The organism is Pseudomonas sp. O39 (assembly GCF_045447295.1).
In the GTDB taxonomy this organism is placed as follows: domain Bacteria; phylum Pseudomonadota; class Gammaproteobacteria; order Pseudomonadales; family Pseudomonadaceae; genus Aquipseudomonas; species Aquipseudomonas antarctica_A.
In genome coordinates this window covers 254,950-272,526 of sequence record NZ_JBJGXV010000002.1, presented here as the reverse complement: position 1 = coordinate 272,526, position 17,577 = coordinate 254,950, and the positions used below count along the sequence as shown (strand labels likewise).

13 protein-coding genes, 1 tRNA gene and 1 pseudogene are annotated in these 17,577 nt (G+C 59.9%); 4 read left to right on the top strand and 11 right to left on the bottom strand.

The window, feature by feature from the left end; all coding sequences use genetic code 11:
- Nucleotides 1-8: 8 nt before the first annotated feature.
- The 3 genes from ACI77D_RS03665 to ACI77D_RS03655 form a co-directional block, all read right to left on the bottom strand.
- Nucleotides 9-773 carry a glucose 1-dehydrogenase gene (locus ACI77D_RS03665; RefSeq protein ID WP_064453338.1) on the bottom strand — a complete coding sequence of 255 codons (765 nt, stop codon included), beginning with the start codon at nt 771-773 and terminating at the stop codon, nt 9-11.
- Between the two features lie 129 nt (nt 774-902).
- A complete protein-coding gene (locus tag ACI77D_RS03660; RefSeq protein WP_064453339.1) occupies nt 903-1,811 on the bottom strand; it encodes a LysR family transcriptional regulator in 909 nt (302 codons plus the stop codon).
- Between the two features lie 86 nt (nt 1,812-1,897).
- On the bottom strand, nt 1,898-3,115 hold the full coding sequence (locus ACI77D_RS03655) for an MFS transporter (RefSeq protein WP_407016067.1): 1,218 nt from the start codon (nt 3,113-3,115) through the stop codon (nt 1,898-1,900).
- A 121-nt stretch (nt 3,116-3,236) separates the two neighbouring features.
- Here ACI77D_RS03655 and ACI77D_RS03650 point away from each other — a divergent pair, with 121 nt between their 5' ends.
- On the top strand, nt 3,237-3,896 hold the full coding sequence (locus ACI77D_RS03650; RefSeq protein ID WP_407016066.1) for a TetR/AcrR family transcriptional regulator: 660 nt from the start codon (nt 3,237-3,239) through the stop codon (nt 3,894-3,896).
- On the opposite strand, the pseudogene ACI77D_RS03645 reads toward ACI77D_RS03650, so the two are convergent.
- Nucleotides 3,808-4,092, bottom strand: a pseudogene (locus tag ACI77D_RS03645) (hypothetical protein); the annotation flags it as partial. The gene ACI77D_RS03650 and the pseudogene ACI77D_RS03645 sit on opposite strands and share 89 nt — an antisense overlap.
- 161 nt (nt 4,093-4,253) lie before the next feature.
- Here ACI77D_RS03645 and ACI77D_RS03640 point away from each other — a divergent pair.
- Nucleotides 4,254-6,116, top strand: coding sequence for a DUF3857 domain-containing transglutaminase family protein (locus tag ACI77D_RS03640; protein ID WP_407016065.1), 1,863 nt, complete (start codon nt 4,254-4,256; stop codon nt 6,114-6,116).
- Between the two features lie 53 nt (nt 6,117-6,169).
- Here ACI77D_RS03640 and ACI77D_RS03635 read toward each other — a convergent pair whose 3' ends face one another.
- The 5 genes from ACI77D_RS03635 to ACI77D_RS03615 all read right to left on the bottom strand — a co-directional run bounded on the left by ACI77D_RS03635 (nt 6,170) and on the right by ACI77D_RS03615 (nt 11,749).
- Complete coding sequence (locus ACI77D_RS03635) at nt 6,170-9,004, bottom strand: TonB-dependent receptor domain-containing protein (RefSeq protein WP_407016064.1); 2,835 nt, start codon at nt 9,002-9,004, stop codon at nt 6,170-6,172.
- Nucleotides 9,005-9,100: 96 nt separating this feature from the next.
- Entirely contained in the window at nt 9,101-10,066 is a 966-nt protein-coding gene (locus ACI77D_RS03630; RefSeq protein WP_407016063.1) for a DUF4880 domain-containing protein, read from the bottom strand.
- Nucleotides 10,063-10,569 carry a sigma-70 family RNA polymerase sigma factor gene (locus ACI77D_RS03625; protein ID WP_407016062.1) on the bottom strand — a complete coding sequence of 169 codons (507 nt, stop codon included), beginning with the start codon at nt 10,567-10,569 and terminating at the stop codon, nt 10,063-10,065. The genes ACI77D_RS03630 and ACI77D_RS03625 overlap by 4 nt, the downstream gene beginning before the upstream one ends.
- A gap of 134 nt (nt 10,570-10,703) precedes the next feature.
- Nucleotides 10,704-10,779 (bottom strand) — tRNA-Asn (locus ACI77D_RS03620).
- Nucleotides 10,780-10,861: 82 nt separating this feature from the next.
- On the bottom strand, nt 10,862-11,749 hold the full coding sequence (locus ACI77D_RS03615) for a LysR family transcriptional regulator (RefSeq protein ID WP_064453350.1): 888 nt from the start codon (nt 11,747-11,749) through the stop codon (nt 10,862-10,864).
- Nucleotides 11,750-11,850: 101 nt separating this feature from the next.
- Between ACI77D_RS03615 and lldD the strand changes: the two genes are divergently transcribed.
- Together lldD and ACI77D_RS03605 are read left to right on the top strand one after the other, a co-directional pair.
- Nucleotides 11,851-12,993: an FMN-dependent L-lactate dehydrogenase LldD gene (gene lldD, locus ACI77D_RS03610; protein ID WP_407016061.1), complete on the top strand. Its 1,143-nt coding sequence runs from the start codon at nt 11,851-11,853 to the stop codon at nt 12,991-12,993.
- Between the two features lie 282 nt (nt 12,994-13,275).
- Nucleotides 13,276-14,202: a GGDEF domain-containing protein gene (locus ACI77D_RS03605; RefSeq protein WP_407016060.1), complete on the top strand. Its 927-nt coding sequence runs from the start codon at nt 13,276-13,278 to the stop codon at nt 14,200-14,202.
- Between the two features lie 22 nt (nt 14,203-14,224).
- On the opposite strand, the gene ACI77D_RS03600 is transcribed toward ACI77D_RS03605, so the two are convergent.
- The gene (locus ACI77D_RS03600) at nt 14,225-14,998 is read right to left on the bottom strand and encodes a TenA family transcriptional regulator (protein ID WP_407016148.1); all 774 of its coding nucleotides are present in this window, start codon (nt 14,996-14,998) and stop codon (nt 14,225-14,227) included.
- 79 nt (nt 14,999-15,077) lie between these two features.
- Complete coding sequence (locus tag ACI77D_RS03595; protein WP_407016059.1) at nt 15,078-17,540, bottom strand: EAL domain-containing protein; 2,463 nt, start codon at nt 17,538-17,540, stop codon at nt 15,078-15,080.
- Nucleotides 17,541-17,577: the final 37 nt, after the last annotated feature.

Below are 17,577 nucleotides of genomic sequence, written 5' to 3'. Positions count from 1 at the left end.
GGCCTGCCCTAACGCATGACAAAACCACCGTCCACCGAAATGGACTGGCCTGTGACATAGCTGGCAGTGGAGCTGCTGAGCCAGAGCACGGCGTCCGCGATTTCTTCGGGGCGACCATGACGGCCCATGGGGATGCTCTTGACCATGTCCTTCAGCGCTTCGCCTTGACCTGCAGCGACCATCTGGTCGGCCATGGGCGTCCAGATCAAGCCGGGGCACACCGCATTGATGCGGATGTTTCTCGCGGCATATTCAAGCGCCGCACTTTTGGTCAATCCAATCACGCCGTGCTTGGCCGCATGATAGTTGGCCCGCTCCGCCCCCCCCACCAACCCGCCCAAGGACGAACAGTTGACGATGGTGCCGCTGCCCTGTCGACGCATCTGTTCCAGTTCGAATTTCATGCAACTCCAGACGCCGCGCAGGTTGACCGACATTACCCGGTCGTAATCCTCAACGCTGGCATCGGCGATTTCTGCCAGCACGTTCTGGATCCCTGCGTTATTAAATGCCGCGTCGAGCCGGCCAAACGTGGCGACGGTCTCTTTGACCATAGCGTGCACCTGATCAATGTCCGAGACATCGCAGCCGATACCGATCGCTTGATAACCCGCGCCCACCAACACCTCGGCGGCGGCGCGTGCAGCCTGCGCGTTGACGTCGGCAATGGCGACGGCTGCACCGGCGTGCGCAAACGCCTTCGCTGTTGCCAAGCCGATCCCGGACGCTCCGCCAGTGACCAGCGCGACTTGATCTTGGAATGAAACGCTCATGAGTATTTCCTCGCTAAAACATTGCGTCACGCTAATGAACGCAGCGAAGGATGAATACCGGGTGAAATCGGGATGTACTGATGAGTGCTGCTCAGCAATTACTGTAGAGGTGGGGCACCCTGTGCTGATTTACGCGCCCAGCGGCTGCATTTCTCGGATCAGCTCGATCAGCAGTCGCAAGCCCATCGGCAATTGCCGGTGGCTGGAGTAATACATATAAAACCCGGGCGCTACGCTGGACCAATCATCCAGCACCCGAACCACCTCACCACGCGCCACCAGAGGCGCCATCGCCGGTTCGGGCGCATACATCAGCCCTGCTCCGTGGCGAACCAGCGACAGGCCGACACGCGTTTCATCCAGGGTGATCGGGCCGGGCACCGCAACGGCCAATTGCTCGGTGCCTTTCTCGAACTCCCAGTCGTACATGCAGCCATTGCCCAGGCGAATACGCAGGCAGCGATGGTTGAGCAGGTCATTGGGATGCTGCGGCACACCAAACTGCTGCAAATACTCGGCAGAACCCGCCACCACCCAGCGAATATCTGCAGACAACCGCTGGGCGATCATATCTTCCGGCACCGTACCGCCGTAGCGGATACCCGCGTCATGCCCTGCGCCAATCACGTCGACGAGCAGGTTGGTGACGGTAAGGTCGACCTGGATGTCGGGATAACGCTCGTTGAACACCGGCAACACCGGACCGAGCAGCAAGTCAGCGGCATCGCTGAGCAGGTTCAGGCGGATGCGCCCGGTGGGCTCGTCGCGATAACGATTGAGCGCTTCCACCGCTTGGCCGATGTCATCCATAGGCTGACTGATGACGCTGTGAAGCTCCTCACCCGCAGCCGTCAACGTCACGCTGCGCGTGGTACGGTTCAACAAGCGAACACCGAGGCGGGCTTCCAGCCCCTTGATGGCATGGCTCAGCGCGGATGCACTGATCCCCACCTCCAGGCCGGCACGACTGAAACTTTGATGCCGGGCAATGGCCAGGAAGAGCACGAAGTCGGCAAGGTTGGCGCGGCTGATCTGCATGTCAGTGTCCTGGGCGGTGGTGACGTCTGCCCGGAAGTTTACCGAGTTTTTGGCAGGTTATTGATGAGCTGTGCTCAGCAACCGTATCAATGGCCTTCCACCACTGGCTTGCCGGTACCACGAGCTCCCGGTTTGAAACCATGTTCACTGGACCACCAGGCAATCGCAAACGACAGCGCAATCAGTACCACCATGGCCCATGGAAAAGCTGCGACACCCCACGTATCAAGTAACACCCCTCCCACTATGCCGCTGCCGGCAATCGCACTGTTCCACGCCACCACATTCAGCGACAGCGCCACATCCGCGCCATCCCCGGCGGCATCCGCCAGCGCGGTTTGCAGCAGCGTGGCAGCACCGCCGAAGCTCAAGCCCCACACAGCCACGCCGAGGTAAATCACCCAAGGCACGCTGCCCGACACACCGAACACCACAGACACCAGCGCGAATGTCGCCAGGCTCACCAGTACGGTCTTGCGCAATAGCGGCTCGACCAATTTTGCCGTCAGCCAAATCCCCACCAACGCAGCGATGCCAAATACCAGCAGCACCAGATCGACCCGATCGGCCAATCCCGCAGGCGCCACGAACGGAGCGATGTAGGTGTACAGAATGTTGTGCGCCAGCATCCAACTGATCACTACCGCCAGCACCGGCCGCACGCCGGGCGTGGTCAGCACTTTACCCAGCGACAAACGCTGATGCGCCGCCTGCGGCGGATAGTCCGGGACTTTCGCCAGCACCCACACAATCAGCACCAAGGTTAGCGCCGACATGAGGCTGAACGTGGTGCGCCAGCCCACCAGGCCCCCCAGCCACGTGCCGAGCGGTACGCCCAACGACAGCGCAATCGGTGTGCCGACCATGGCCAATGCGAGCGCCCTGCCCTGTTGCTCCGGCGCGACCATACGCCGGGCATAACCCGCCAGCAGGCTCCAGGCCAAGCCCGCCGCCACACCGGCGAAGAAACGCGCCACCAGGATGACGCCATAGTGGGACGACAGCGCAGTGATGGAGTTGAACAGCAGGAAGCCGACAATGGTCAGCAACAACACATTACGCCGACGCCAGCCCCGGGTGGCAATCGTCATGGGGATCACCGCCAGCACGGAGCCCAATGCGTAGGCGGTGACCATCTGCCCGGCTGCCGAAGGGGAAATCGACAGGCCTTCGCTGATCAACGGCAGCAGGCCGGCGGGCAGGGTTTCAGTGACGATGCAGATAAAGCCCGTCATGGCCAGGGCGAGCAAGGCGCCAATGGGCAGGCGCTCGGACGACGCGGATAAGCTGAGTGAGGGGGTCACGGGAAACTCCTTTTGAGCCACTTAAATACTGATCGATACAAATGTTGCAGGTAGGCGTGATGCATTGTCAACGACTTATGTATCGACTAGTATTTATCTCGTAATCCAGAGGACTCTTGAAATGGCACAGATGGGCCGCCCGCGTAATTTTGACCGTGACCAGGCCGTGGAGCAGGCCCTGCACTTGTTCTGGGAGCACGGCTACGACGCCACCTCACTCGCCCAGCTCAAGGCCGGCATGGGCGGCGGTATCTCCGCGCCGAGTTTTTACGCGGCGTTCGGCTCCAAAGAGGCACTGTTCGATGAATGCGTGCAGCGCTACCTCGCGACCTACGCCCAGGTCACCGAATGCCTGTGGGACGAAAACCTGGCTCCACGCCAGGCCATCGAAACCGCGCTGCGCCAGTCGGCACGCATGCAGTGTGAGGACGGGCACCCCAAGGGCTGCATGGTGGCGCTCGGCGTGATGAGCGCACCCAGCCCTGAAAATGCGCGGGTGGCGGATGCCTTGACGCAATCGCGCGCACGAACGCGGGCGGGCATCGTGGCGTGTGTTGAGCGCGGAATCCGCGCCGGGCAACTCCCGGACACGCTTGAAGCACCGGTGATGGCGACGGTGTTTGACAGCTTCCTGCAAGGCGTTTCGATCCTGGCGCGCGATAATGTGCCGCATAAGGTGATCGACGCGGCGATCAGCCAACTCCTGCTGACATGGGACATTGCCGCGTCAACGCTCGCCCCCGTTGCGGAACATATCGGCCATGGGGATATAGCAACGTAAACGGACGCGAGCGCCCCCGCCAAACGGTTCCGACACTTCCGTGAGCGTGCCGCCAGCCAGCTCGTGCTCGACGATACACTTGCAGGCCTGAAACAACCGCGCCCCAGGCTTGGCCAGCATATCGTCGGCACAAACGTGCCCTGCCTCCCCCAAACTCATGCGCCTTGCAGTCCTCTTGAAACAGCCAGGAAATGCGCGTGCAGCGGCAAACGTCCAGAGCCTTCCTACACGTGTTTAAGCAACAAAAATGAGCAGCCTCATTGCCAGCTCTATATAGTAACGTTTCGCATTTAGCGGTTTATCAAGGAACGCGCGCCCTCCTCCAGACGGTGTGCGTCATCGTTTAGAAGGATCTTTATGCAAAGCGCTACTCTCTTCCCGACGCGCCTGTTCGGTGCGCTGGCAGTGGTCATCGGCGGGCTGTTCAGCGTGCCGGCAAGTGCCGATTACATCGACCGCTCCCTGACTGTCGAAAAAAATAGCCAATCCTACGTGGTGAATGCCGACGGCAGTTTCGTGCTCGACTTCGAGCGGGTCTCGCGCATCAACGAGGAGCGCGCGATCAAGCCCAACGCGCAGCACTCGGTGAGTTTCAACCGCACGTTGGAAACCGTGGACATCGTGGACGCCTACACCCAAAAAGCCGATGGCCGTAAAGTGCCGGTCGCCGCCGACCAGATCAAGGAACAGCAGGAACAGGCCTCAGCCGAAGCGCCGATATTTCAGGACTCACGCGTCAAGGTGGTGATCTTCCCGGACTTAGCCGTAGGTGACCGCATGGTGCTGCACTACCAGCGCCATCGCACCACCCCGCTGTTTCCCGGGCAGTTTGAAGACCTGTATGCACCGAATTTCTACGAGAACCAACAGATCCACCTCTCCTACGACATGCCGGCCGACATGCCCTTGTTCGCTGACGTGAGAGGGTTCCAGGCCGCTGAAGCCACCGTTGCCAATGGCCGGAAAGTCTACCGTTGGGACCTTGAGCCCACCGAGAAAAATCGCGTTGAAGTCGGCTCCGTCGCCTATACCGATTACGGGCAACGCCTGGCCGTGTCGACGTTCACCGACTACAAACAGTTTGCCCAGGCGTATGCCGCCAGGGCGCAGGTAGAGGTGACACCGGCCATCACCGAACTGGCCAATAAACTCACCGCCAACCTGGACACGCCGCGCAGCAAAGCGTTGGTATTGAGTGACTGGGTGCGCAAGAACATTCGTTACGTCGCGGTGTACGTCGGCAATGGCGGCGTGGTGCCGCATTCGGCGCAGGCCGTGCTGGATAACCGTTATGGCGACTGCAAGGACCATGTTGCCCTGCTCGAAGCGCTGCTCAAGGCGGTCGCCATCGAAAGCTCGCCCGCGCTGATAAACCTGGGTGACGCCTATGTACTGCCCAAGGTGCCGACGCTGGGTGTGCTGAACCATGCAATCACTTACATCCCCACCCTCGACCTTTATCTGGACTCAACCGCTACCCCCATCGCAGCGGGTTACTTGCTGATTTCGGAATTGGGCAAAACCGTGTTGCTGACCCAGAGCGGCGAACTGGCTCGGACACCCTCAAACCAATTGGGCAAGGTAGACGGCACGCTGCACTTCAAGATCGACCCGAGCGGCGCGGCGGACTTCACGAACGGGACCACGGTGGAGGGCTGGGGTACGGAACTCAATCGTTTCCTGTTCAGATCCATGCCCATTGCCGACCGTAACCTGCTGGCCGAGAAGGTCCTCAGCCTGTACGGGCAAACCGGCAGCGGCAAAATCGAAACCGACGCGCTTGAAGGCAACGCCGCCACCTTCAAGTCCACGGTCAAGGGGCGTACCAACAACCTGGTCAACCTGCCTGGGCCTACGGGCGTGCCCGCGCTTAGCAGCCTGGCGGGCGGTATTGGCCATAACGTGTTCAGCTTCCTCTCGGAAAAGGACCGCACTCAGAACTTCACCTGTGCTTCCGGCACGATCGAAGAAAAGGCGCGCTTCGATTTCCCCAAAGAAGTGAACATCCTGGCGGTGCCCAAGGCCGTCGTCCTGAACACTGGCGGATTCAACTATAAGACCACTTACGTCAAGGAAGGCAACAGCGTACTGATCACCCGCAGCTACGCGTTTAACCACCCGGACGTGCTGTGCAGCCCGCAGGACTTCGTCGCCATGAAGCCGGCCATTGAAGGCATGCTCAACGACCTGAAAAGCCAGATTATCGTGCAGACGCTTTAACGCTTCGGTTCGCGCGCGACCGGCCAATGCGCCGGCGCGCGAGAATTACGCCCTTAGAACTTCGCCTGCACCCCCACTCGTAACGTGCGCCCCGGCGCCGGCATGAAACTCTGCGCCAGCGGGTCGAGGTAGTAACGGTCAGTCAGGTTCTGCAGCGACACATTGAGGCTGGCGTGTTCCTGCAACCTGTAGGTGAGGAACAGATCGACCAGGGCCACTTCGCGGTAATTCAATTGCGGCGTGGTGGCGCCCGTCTGCCAGGGCTTGTCGGCGGTGACAGTGGGGCCTGAGGTGTAAGTGATGCGCGTGCCGAGCGTAAGGCTCTGGTCGAAGAAACGCAGGCCGGTGGTCAAGTTGCCCGCAAACCGCGGCGGGTTTTGGGTGTTGGTGTAGGAACCCATGAAGCTGCCCGGCGTGCAGTTCGGGGTATCGCTCGTTTGCTGATAGCGGTTGCTGGTGGCGCGCAGTGTGGCGGCGAAGGCTGCGTCGCAGGTTTCGGTCTTCAGGTAGTAGGTGGACGACAGGTCGGCAAACACCCGGCCGGCATCGTAACGGGTCTGCAACTCCAGGCCGCTGGTCTTGTAACTGTCGGTGTTGCTGAAGCGCATCAAGCCCCACAGGCCCGGGCTCGGGTCGTAGTAACGGGTAATGTAGTTCTTGATGGTATTGTTGAAGTAGGCCAGCTTGATCGCCGCCGAGTCGTCATCGAACAACAGCCCCTTGTGCAGCGTGCTGGCACCGATCTCCCAGTTGCTCGAACGCTCGGGTTTCAGGCCTTTGCCGGGCATGGTCTGCAACACACCCTGGCTGGTTTCAAACAGCGAAGGCATACGAAAGCCCTGGGTGTAGGAGGCGTAGACGAAGGTGTCCGGCAGCACTTCGATATTAACGCCAAAAGCCGGAGCGAAGGCGCCCCCACTGTTGCTCGCCTTACCCGAATATTCATAGCCGGTGACGACGCTGCCGACCTCGGATGGGAAGACCCTCGAATCGACCGCGCCAAAGTCGTTGTAGCGAATGCCCTCGAAGGGATAGTTAGTGTTCTGGAAGACGATGCCATTATTCAGGCGCGGATCGGTGGCGTCGGTGTACTGGCCGTTCTGGTTCGGGAACCACATCATGTTGCCGGAGCCGCCGCCGTTGTAAACCCGCAGGTAGCGCAGGGCGCGATCCTCACGCAGCCCCGTGGCATTGGCGATGTGGTCCTTGCTGCGATAGTGGGTGTAACGCCCGCCGCCCCATAACGTGAGGCTGTCCACTGGTTTGTACTCCAGCTTGCCATTGAAACTGAATTCTTGCCGCGACCCTTCGCGCAGCATGCGGTTGGCGTTGATATCGTCCTGGTGGGTGACCACGCCTTTTTGCGGGCGCAGCTCCTCAAGCTGGAACGAGCCGCCGAGGTCCAACTTCAAGTCGCCGTAGCCGGTTTCCCAGCGCGAGGTATTGGCCAGGCCGCCGCCAATGCGTTGGTTAGCCTGGCGACTCCAGGCCCGGTCCGAGCGATACGCCTGGGACGCCGGGGCTCGTACCGAAGTGAGTTGGCTGGTTTGCGCATCGGTCAGCCACAGGTCGGCGGTCAGGTCTACCAGCGGATTGCCCGAAGGCAGGTAGTTGTAACGCGCGGTGTAGGTATCGATCTTGGTATGACCCAGGGGGGACTGATAGATGCCGCCGGTGCCGAAGCGGAAGATATCCGAGGGCATGATCTCGCCGATACGCCCGTCGTAGCGGCGATAACCCAAGTCGAACGTATGCCCGTCCGCCGGACGCAGGGTAGTCTTGAGCAGGAACGAGTCGGTCCTCGACGAAGAGTTCAGCACTTCTTCGCCGGCGTTGTAGGTGGTTGCCACACTGGTTTCTTCATCACCCCAACGGTCGTAGGTACGGTAGCGGTCCTGGCCCTTTTTGCCGGCGAAATAGTTGCCCTGGTTGCGCTTGGCGTAAGCCGCCACGACGTCGAAAAACTCATGGGTATAGGCAAACGCAACGCTGCCGGCCTGTGCCTCTGAGCCGAACAGCCCACCGCGGCTCTGGTGCGGTTCCGAGTACAGGTCTTCGGCCTTGGAATGCGGGTCTCGGGAGGCTGGAGCGACGCCGTTGTTCCACAGGTCGCCCTTGAGGCGCAGGCCGATGTTCTGGCCGTCCTTGAGGATGTCGTCGACCGTGAGGGTGCGCATCCTCACCGTGCCGCCGATGGCGCTGGAGGTCAGGCTGGGGCCCTTGTCGATCGTGATGTCGCTGATCAGGTCCGGGTCGATGTAACTGCGCTGCTGGGTGCCGGCGTAACCGCGATATACATCCAGTGCCTGCTGTGAGCCGTCCACAGTGACCGCCACCCGGCTCTGGCCCTGGATGCCACGGATATTCACATCCAAGCCGCCGCCATTGCGGCTGTCGCCGACCTGCACGCCAGGCTGGCCCTTGAGCACATCACCCACCGAGACCACGCCGAAGCGCTGCATGTCTTCGCCGGAGATATACACCGAAGAGCGCGGCGCCCGGTAGACCTCCACCTCATCGAGGTTTTCGCCAATCACCTTTTGCGTCGGTAGGGAAATGGCCTGTTGGTGCGGGCGCAAGACATAGCCTCCGTCTGCCTGGCGCTGATAACCGAGGCCCGTGCCAGAGAGCAACTGGGTCAGGCCCGACTCAGTATTAAAATCGCCCTGCAAACCCTGACTGGTCTTGCCGGCGGTGAGCAGCGAACTGCCCGCCATGCTGATCCCGGCTTCGGCACCAAAGCGCGACAGCACTTTGTCCAGCGGGCCAGCACTGATGCTATAGGCACGCTCGCCGGCCGCAAAAACCAGCTCGCCGTAGAGCGGCTGGAGACTGAGAAACAGCAAGCTGAATGTATGGGTACGCAAGACACGAGCGGGGGAAATCATGCAAGGCTCCTAAGGGTCGACACCCACCTGTGCCGGTGGGTAATACCTAAAGGCCAAGCCAGATCGAAAAAACTATCGCGTTGCGGAAAAAAAATTTCACGCGGGTACCACTGTCACCCAATAACGCGTTCTTCGTTCGATACGCACCGGCAAGGTATTGGCGACCAGCGCCAACGCCGCATCGGTATCGTCCAGCTGAAAACTGCCGGTGATACGCAGGCCCGCCACCGCTTCGCTGCAACGCAGAAAACCTGGGCGATAACGCGAAAGCTCAGCCAGCAATTGATCGAGGCGCATGCGCTCGGCGGGCAGGATGCCGCGCATCCAGGCTTGGGCCAGCAACACATCGATAGCGGTCGGGCGCCCCGCTCCGCGCTCATCAACCTGTAGTTGCCAGCCAGCCTGCAACGGTACAGGTGTTGGCTGAAGCCGCGTGCTCACCTGCGCCAGACCGCGCAAGACCGTCACCTGTGTGCCTTGGCGATCATGGCGCACCAGCAGATTGGCGCCATGGCTATAGAGCACCGCGTTTGGGGTCAGCCATTCCAGCGACGCAGAACCCGCCGGCGTATCCAGGGCCAGTTCGCCCTCGACCAACTGCACGCTGCGCTGCCCTGCACTCAAGTCCAGGTTCACCGCACTGGCGGTGTTCAGCCACAGCGAATAACCGCCCGCCAAGGCCCACTGGCGGCGCTCGCCAACGCGAGTGCGATAACTCGCCAACGCCGAACGCACCAATGTGGAATCCGCCGCTTGCCAGGACATTCCACCAAGCAGCCCCAACGCCAGCAGGCACTTGAGCACCTGGCGACGACGCTGCGGATCCGCCCCGGCCGACTGCAACGCCCGGCGCGCCGTGGCATCGGCCAACAGGTTGGCGCCCGGTTGCAGCAACAGCGGCAAGCTACTGACCCGCTGCCACGCGTACTCATGCTCGGCACTTGCCTGGCGCCACCGCTGCAAGGCTTGATGGTCGCCGGCACTCATCAACCCGGACTGCATTCGCACCAGCCAATCGATGGCACTGCCGCGCACGCGCGGGTCGACAGCGGTGCCACTCATTCGAACCGACTCGCATAGCAAACACTGAAAGCCTTGCCCATGGCGCGCTGCACCTGAGCCACCGTCAGGCTCAACTGCGCGGCGATCTGCGGATAGGTCAAGCCATCGAGCTGGGACAAAAAGAAAATCTGCCGCACCCGTGCCGACAGCCCGACCAGCAGCGAGTCCAACTGCAACAAGGTCTCGATCATCAGGTGGCGCTCTTCCGGCGAGGGTTCCTCGGCCACCGGTCGCGCTGCCAGCGCTTCCAGGTACGCCCGCTCGATCGCCTGGCGACGCCAGCGATTGATCAGCAAGCCATTGGCGATGGTGGCGAGAAACGCCATGGGCTGGCGCAGCTCGCGCACATCCTCCTTGGAGCGCAATACCCGGATAAAGGTGTCGTGTGCGAGGTCTTCGGCATCGGCACTGTGCCCCAACCGCCGATTCAGCCAGCCCCGAAGCCAGCCATGGTGATTCGCATACAGGTTGGCGACGGGCGAGGCGATGCTGTCGTCGTGCATGTCAGATCCGCATCAAATGATAATGCTTCTCATCTTATGACTTTGGGATGGGGGTTGTATAGGGGATGGGGTCGCTGCCTTCGGCCAAATCCAACGCAAAAAAAAGCCTGCATCTCTGCAGGCTTTTCTCTATCTGGCTCCACGACCTGGACTCGAACCAGGGACCCAATGATTAACAGTCATTTGCTCTACCAACTGAGCTATCGCGGAATGCGCCGTATGTTACTGATTAAAAAGAAGAAGTCAAGCATTACGATGTAATTCAGCCGAAAACCCGCACAGAAGGTGTCCTTCACTGCACAGGGCTGGCCATTTCTTTGGCCAGGTCCAGCCATGCGCGGGCTGCGGGTGGCAGGTGGGCACTGGCACGCCAAGCCAGGGCGATGTGCCAATCGGTGTGCGGCTCGTCCAGGGGGATCAAGGCAATGCCGGCGTGCTGATGTTTGAGCGCGAGCATGCGCGGCAAAAAGGCGACGCCCAATCCGGCGGAAACCAGGTCGACGATAAAGTCGATTTGCCCGCTACGCGCCGTTACTCGCGGCGTGACGCCCTTGCGCTCACAGGCGGCGAGGATCTTGGCGTTCAGCGCGAAGCCGGCTTCGAACAAGATGAACGGGGAGTCGGCGAGGTCAGTGAAGTCGATGCGTTTGCGTCGGGCCAGTGGGTGGCTCATGGGTAACACAGCCATCAGCGGTTCATTGCGCACGGGCTGGTAGTCGAACCCTTCATCCGCTGGCAGCAGCAGGGCTGCGAGGTCGACCTCCCCGGCTTCCAGGCATTCGCGCAGCCTTTTGCTGCCGTACTCGGTGAGTTCGATTTCGATGTCGGGGTAGCGCGTGCGGTAGGCCGCGAACATCGCCGCAAACAGTACGCCGCAGCCTACCGGCGGCAAGCCTATGCGCAGTACACCGCGCTTGAGACCACGCAAATCATTGATCTCTGCCACCAGGTCGTTTTGCTCGGCGAGCAACACCAAGGCGCGGCGGTAAGCAATTTCCCCGGCGGCTGTCAGTTCATTCTTGTGACCCAGGCGGTTAAGCAGCGGCGTGCCCAATTCATCCTCCAGCGTCTTGACCGCCTTGCTCACAGTGGATTGAGTCAATGCCACCACGTCAGCCGCCTGGGAGAAACCGCCCTGGCGCACCACTTCAACAAAGGCACGCAATGTTCGCAGGTTCATTGGTATTCCTTTAGCGACTGGATGCTAGTGATAAAAGTTGTTTTTATCATGCCAGCTTTTTGCTTATGGTGGGGTGACCAAGCTCTGTGGAGAACCCGTTCATGATCATCTCGTCCGCCTCCGACTACCGCGCAGCCGCCAAACGCAAGCTGCCGCGCTTCCTGTTCGACTATATCGACGGCGGCGCTTACGCCGAGCACACGATGCGCGCCAACGGTTCGGACCTGGCCGAGATCAGCCTGCGCCAGCGCATCCTGCGCAATGTCGACAACCTGAGCCTCAAGACCACGTTGTTCGGCAAGGAACAGGACATGCCGATTATCCTCAGCCCGGTTGGCCTGACCGGCATGTATGCGCGTCGTGGCGAAGTGCAGGCCGCCAAGGCCGCGGCCAACAAGGGCATACCGTTCTGCCTGTCGACCGTGTCGGTGTGCCCGATAGAAGAAGTGGCGTCGCAAAGCCCGCAGTCGATCTGGTTCCAGCTCTATGTGCTCAAGGACCGCGGTTTCATGCGTAACGCGCTGGAGCGGGCCCAGGCTGCCGGTGTGACGACACTGGTGTTCACCGTGGACATGCCGACGCCAGGCGCACGCTATCGAGATGCCCACTCGGGCATGTCCGGGCCGTACGCGGCGTCACGCCGGATGCTGCAAGCCATCACCAAGCCACAATGGGCATTCGATGTGGGATTGATGGGCCGCCCCCACGACTTGGGCAATATCTCCAAGTACCTCGGCAAACCTACCCACCTGGAAGATTACATCGGCTGGTTGGCGAACAATTTCGACCCTTCGATCAGCTGGAAAGACCTGGAGTGGATCCGCGAGTTCTGGAAGGGCCCGATGATCATCAAGGGCATCCTTGACCCACAGGACGCCAAGGACGCGGTAAGTTTCGGTGCCGATGGCATCGTGGTCTCCAACCACGGCGGCCGTCAGCTCGACGACGTGTTGTCTACCGCCAAAGCGTTGCCGCCGATTGCCGAGGCGGTGGGCGATGACCTGACAGTGCTCGTGGACTCAGGCATTCGCTCCGGGCTCGACGTGGTGCGCATGCTCGCCCTCGGTGCCAAGGGCTGCCTGCTAGGGCGCTCGACGGTGTATGCCTTGGCCGCCGCCGGCCAGCACGGCGTGGAAAACCTCTTGGATATTTTCGCCAAGGAAATGCGCGTAGCCATGACCTTGACTGGCGTTACGTCGATTGACCAAATTGACCACACCACGTTGGTTCAAGCAGCCAAATAACTGACGCAGTTATTCAGCGACCAATTTTGCCTTTAAAAACGGTCGTTGATTTATAAGGCGTTTTTATTGAGTTGAGCAAAGTGGCATGAATCTCGCTCTATTACCATTGAAGCAGGTAAAGCGATGACAAGACGTGTGGCACGGTCCAGGGGTTATAACCCATGGTAAAGCGGTTTAAACTGTTTCCAATGTTTTACGGAACTGAAGGAACAGTAAGACGCTTGGCATTTGCCACTCTCGTGCAGCCTGTAGGACAGTTATGTGCTTAGAGGCCGTCAGCTTATGAAATCACCTACCCAGACCAACGCAATTGACTTCGACAGTGCCAAATTGCAACGCCTGGGGTTTGGTCAGCCAGCTCTCCTTCCACGCCGTCCAGCCACCCTTGCCCAGCTTCATCAGCAACTGAGCCAGCAATTGCAAACCAGCCTGGAGCCGCAGCGTATCCTGGCCTTGTTCTTTCGTGAAGTTCAGCGCCTGGTCCCTCTGGACGCTCTGCAATATCACCATGAAGCCAGCGACTTGCGCCTCGAGTTCGGCCACCGCGGCCACCACTCGGTGAGCTATACCTTGAGCCATGAAGGCGAACACTTGGGCGAGCTGATATTCCGTCGCAACCAACGCTTGATGGAAGATGAGCTGGGCCAACTGGAGTCCCTGCTTTCAACCTTGCTTTACCCGATGCGCAACGCCCTGCTCTATCGCGCAGCCACCCGCAGCGCCCTGCGTGACCCATTGACCGAAACCGGTAATCGCATTGCGATGGACCAGACCCTGCAAAGGGAAATCGACATGGCCCGGCGACACCTGAGCCCGCTGTCCTTGTTGATGCTGGACATCGATCACTTCAAGAAAATCAACGACACCCACGGCCATGCAGCGGGCGATATCGTACTGCGCGCCGTGGCCGGTTCGATCAAAAGCCAGTTGCGCAACGTAGACATGGTGTTTCGATTTGGCGGGGAAGAGTTTCTGATTTTGCTGTCGAACACCGGCCGGGACGCGGCTGGCATGGTCGGCGAACGCCTGCGCCGGGCTGCGCAGGTTCAGGATTATTGGGCCGATGGCAAGCGGATCGAGCTGACGGTGAGCCTGGGCTGCTCGACCTTGCTGGCTGCCGAGTCTGCCGAAAGCCTGTTGCGCCGGGCCGACAACGCCTTGTATGTGGCAAAGCGCGAAGGTCGCAACCGCTTGGCAATGGCGGGGTAATCACCCCGCCATCACGCTTACATCACGCCTCGCTGGCGACGCGAACCGGGCGTTCGCGAACGGCAGCTGACGCCTTTGCTTTTTCATTTTCCAACTGCATGCAGCTTTCCAAAAACAGGTACATGTAGTCATAGCTCTTGCACACGGCCTGGCGCAGCTCTACCTGCAGCGCTTTGCTCGGGTTCATCCCGGCCAGGGTGCAGATGATTTCCAGGGCTTCCCAAGGATGTGCGTCGTCGTACTGGGCGTGCATCTTCAACCACTTCATCGCGCGCTTGCGGTCTTCTTCAGGGAAGGCTGCCGCGTACACACCGGTCGAACACACCACGGCAGACCACTCCCCAGTCGCCCCCTCGATCGCGTAGTTGGTCGCGGCAATCGCCACGATCAAAGCATCGGCCGAGCTGGTGTGCCAGCACCAGTGACTCAGTGCGTGCAATTCAGGTGGTACGTTTTGCGCTTGCAGCTCTTCCAGGCTAACGCCATGCGCGCGCGCCCAATGTACCCAGTAATCGGCGTGGTTCAGCTCCACACGAATATTGCGCATCAGCCACCGACGCGCCATATCCTCCCCAGGATGGCGGGCAAACTTGGTCTTGGTGAGGTTCTGTGCCATGTACAAGGCAAACTGCTCCACCACTGGCCAGCCACCGATCAGGTAGTGGCGCATGGTTTTGGCGCTGAGCGTGTTATCACGCATGCGCTGGTACAGTTCGTGTTCGACAACTCGGCGCTTGCTCTCGCTACAGTCCTGGATCAATTGCTGCGCCCAGGTTGGGTAACTTGAGGCTTCCATAAGCGGGCCGGTTCGATTGAATGTGTCGATCACTGTAGGGCTCCTTTTTTAAGTGTGATTGTACAGACCAGCAAATGTTTCAGCGGAATGTGCCGGGCGCCTTGAATAACAGAGGCTGCGGCCGCACAGGTCGACACTGCAAGCTATCAAAGGTAAACAGTTGCGGGCGTTCAATCAGGTAGCCCTGAGCGTAATCCACACCGATCTCAAGTAAAGCCTGTTCGATCTGCGGTGTTTCAACAAACTCGGCAATGGTGCGTTTACCCATGACGTGGCCGATGTGATTGATCACTTCGACCATGGCGCGGTTAATCGGGTCGTCCAGCATATCCTTTACGAAACTTCCATCGATCTTCAGGAAGTCTACAGGTAAATGTTTCAGATAAGCGAATGAGGACATTCCGGCGCAAAAGTCATCAAGGGAAAAATGGCAACCTAACGCTTTGAGTTCATTAATAAAGCGAATTGCACTGCCCAAATTGGCTATAGCGCTTGTCTCAGTTATTTCAAAACAAATCATTTCCGGCGGAATGCTGTAAGCCTCGAATTTCTCACGTAAAAAACCGAGAAAATCATCATCTCCAATAGTTATGCCTGACAGATTAATCGCACACATGGCCATAGGTCGCCCCGCACGCTCGTGCATACAACGGGCGATGATCTTGAATACGTTTTCCACAACCCAGCGATCCAGAGACGTCATCAATCCATAACGTTCGGCTGCTGGAATAAAACTGTCGGGCAGAATGATGCGGCCCGCCTCATCGTGCAGGCGCAACAGGATTTCAATATGGCCATTACCGCCATCAGTGTGGCCCAGCGGGGAGATTTCCTGGGAGTAGAGGCAGAAACGATTCTCCTCCAATGCCATGTGCAAACGCTGTACCCAGGCCATTTCGCCAAAACGCAGGGACAATTCCGAATCATCGGTATGGTAGACCTGCACACGGTTACGGCCCTTTTCCTTGGCCATGTAGCACGCCATATCGGCAGCGCGCAGCGACGTTTCCAGGGTGGTCGGGGACTGCGAGATATGCACCAGGCCAATACTGACGGTGGTCATGAACGGTCGGCCCTTCCACACGAAATGCAGGTTTTGCACCGTATGGCGCAGGTTCTCGGCAATCTTTTCCGCCACCGGCGCCGGGCAGTTTTCCAACAGGATGCCGAACTCGTCGCCCCCCAGGCGCGCCAGGGTGTCGCCTTCGCGCAGGTCCGACTGCAGCAGCGCGCAGATATGCCGTAACAGTTCATCACCCGCCGCATGCCCGCAGGTGTCGTTGACCAGCTTGAATTGGTCCAGGTCGAGAAACATCAAGGCATGGCGTCCGCCTTTCTGGCGCCCCACGTTATGCAGCACCTGTTCCAGGCGGAATTCGAACTCGCGGCGATTGGCTAAACCGGTCAAGGCATCGTGGGTGGCTTGCCACGAAAGATTGGCAATGTACTGACGCTCCTGCGTCATGTCGTGAAGCACCAGCACCGCGCCGCTGACCTTGCCGGCGCTGCGGATCGGCGCGCCTACCAGGGTGACCGAGACCGTGCTGCCATCGAGGCGCTGGATCAGCTTGGAATGCTCGCTGCCACCACTGAGCCGGCCTTTGATGATGTGCTCGAGCAGGGTGAAGCCGTCGGGTTCGGCAGCCTCATCAAGCAGATTGAATAACGCCGCCAAGGGCAAGCCTTGGGCCTGGGCACTCTTCCAGTGGGTGAGTGCCTCGGCGGCCGGGTTCATGTAGGCGATGGCTCCGTCGACGTCAGTGGTAATCACGCCGTCGCCAATCGACTCCAGGGTGATCTGTGCCCGCTCCCTCTCGGCTTGCAAGGCCGTGGCGAACGCGTGGCGCTGACTCAGCAGCTTGTGGGTACGCAGCAACGCCAGGGCAATCAGGCCCAGGGCGGTGGCCAGGTTGGTGACCAGCAACAGCCGCAGAATCATCCGCGAACCTTCGCCCAAAGCATCGCTGAACGCTTTGGCAGACGGCGTGACGCCGTCGTTGATGGCAATGATGCGTTCTTTCCACTCGTTTATATCGCCAGGGCTGACGTGATCACTGCGGATCGCCCGGTGCATTGCCTGGGCCAGGTCATCGAGTTGCACCAGGTAGCCATCGCCCACGGTCCACAGTTCGATGGCTTTTTCCAGGTAACTGAAATGGCGGAAGTTGAGGTACAGCCAAATCAGGCTGGAAACGTCATCGGGGTGGTTGCCGCCCTTGAGGATACCCAGGCGCGCAGCAGTGAGGTCGGGGGTGGAACGGTCCAGGGCGACGCGCAGTTCGTGCCCGCCCTGCGGGACGGCAATGGCTTGCTGGTACTTGAGGAAAGTGGTTTCGTCGCGGTTATCGGCGTAAAGCGTCAGGTAGTAGATAGCGTCTTTCTGACCCTTGGACCAAAGACTCTCGCCAGCCACATAGCCCCGCACCGCCGACAGCACATAGAGACTGACGCAGCCTAACAATGCCTGGAACAATACGACGGCGATAAAGGGCCAAACGATGCCCAACAGCCGTGGCGTTCCGAGAGTCCGCTTTTGCTTCATGAAGTCCCTTACACATGCACAGCTGAATACGCACGCG

Bases quoted from the DNA above. Each gene is read 5' to 3' on its own strand.
- ACI77D_RS03665 (WP_064453338.1), bottom strand. From the start codon at position 773: ATGAGCGTTTCATTCCAAGATCAAGTCGCGCTGGTCACTGGCGGAGCG.
- ACI77D_RS03660 (WP_064453339.1), bottom strand. From the start codon at position 1,811: ATGCAGATCAGCCGCGCCAACCTTGCCGACTTCGTGCTCTTCCTGGCC.
- ACI77D_RS03650 (WP_407016066.1), top strand. From the start codon at position 3,237: ATGGCACAGATGGGCCGCCCGCGTAATTTTGACCGTGACCAGGCCGTG.
- ACI77D_RS03640 (WP_407016065.1), top strand. From the start codon at position 4,254: ATGCAAAGCGCTACTCTCTTCCCGACGCGCCTGTTCGGTGCGCTGGCA.
- ACI77D_RS03635 (WP_407016064.1), bottom strand. From the start codon at position 9,004: ATGATTTCCCCCGCTCGTGTCTTGCGTACCCATACATTCAGCTTGCTG.
- ACI77D_RS03630 (WP_407016063.1), bottom strand. From the start codon at position 10,066: ATGAGTGGCACCGCTGTCGACCCGCGCGTGCGCGGCAGTGCCATCGAT.
- ACI77D_RS03625 (WP_407016062.1), bottom strand. From the start codon at position 10,569: ATGCACGACGACAGCATCGCCTCGCCCGTCGCCAACCTGTATGCGAAT.
- ACI77D_RS03615 (WP_064453350.1), bottom strand. From the start codon at position 11,749: ATGAACCTGCGAACATTGCGTGCCTTTGTTGAAGTGGTGCGCCAGGGC.
- lldD (WP_407016061.1), top strand. From the start codon at position 11,851: ATGATCATCTCGTCCGCCTCCGACTACCGCGCAGCCGCCAAACGCAAG.
- ACI77D_RS03605 (WP_407016060.1), top strand. From the start codon at position 13,276: ATGAAATCACCTACCCAGACCAACGCAATTGACTTCGACAGTGCCAAA.
- ACI77D_RS03600 (WP_407016148.1), bottom strand. From the start codon at position 14,998: ATGGAAGCCTCAAGTTACCCAACCTGGGCGCAGCAATTGATCCAGGAC.
- ACI77D_RS03595 (WP_407016059.1), bottom strand. From the start codon at position 17,540: ATGAAGCAAAAGCGGACTCTCGGAACGCCACGGCTGTTGGGCATCGTT.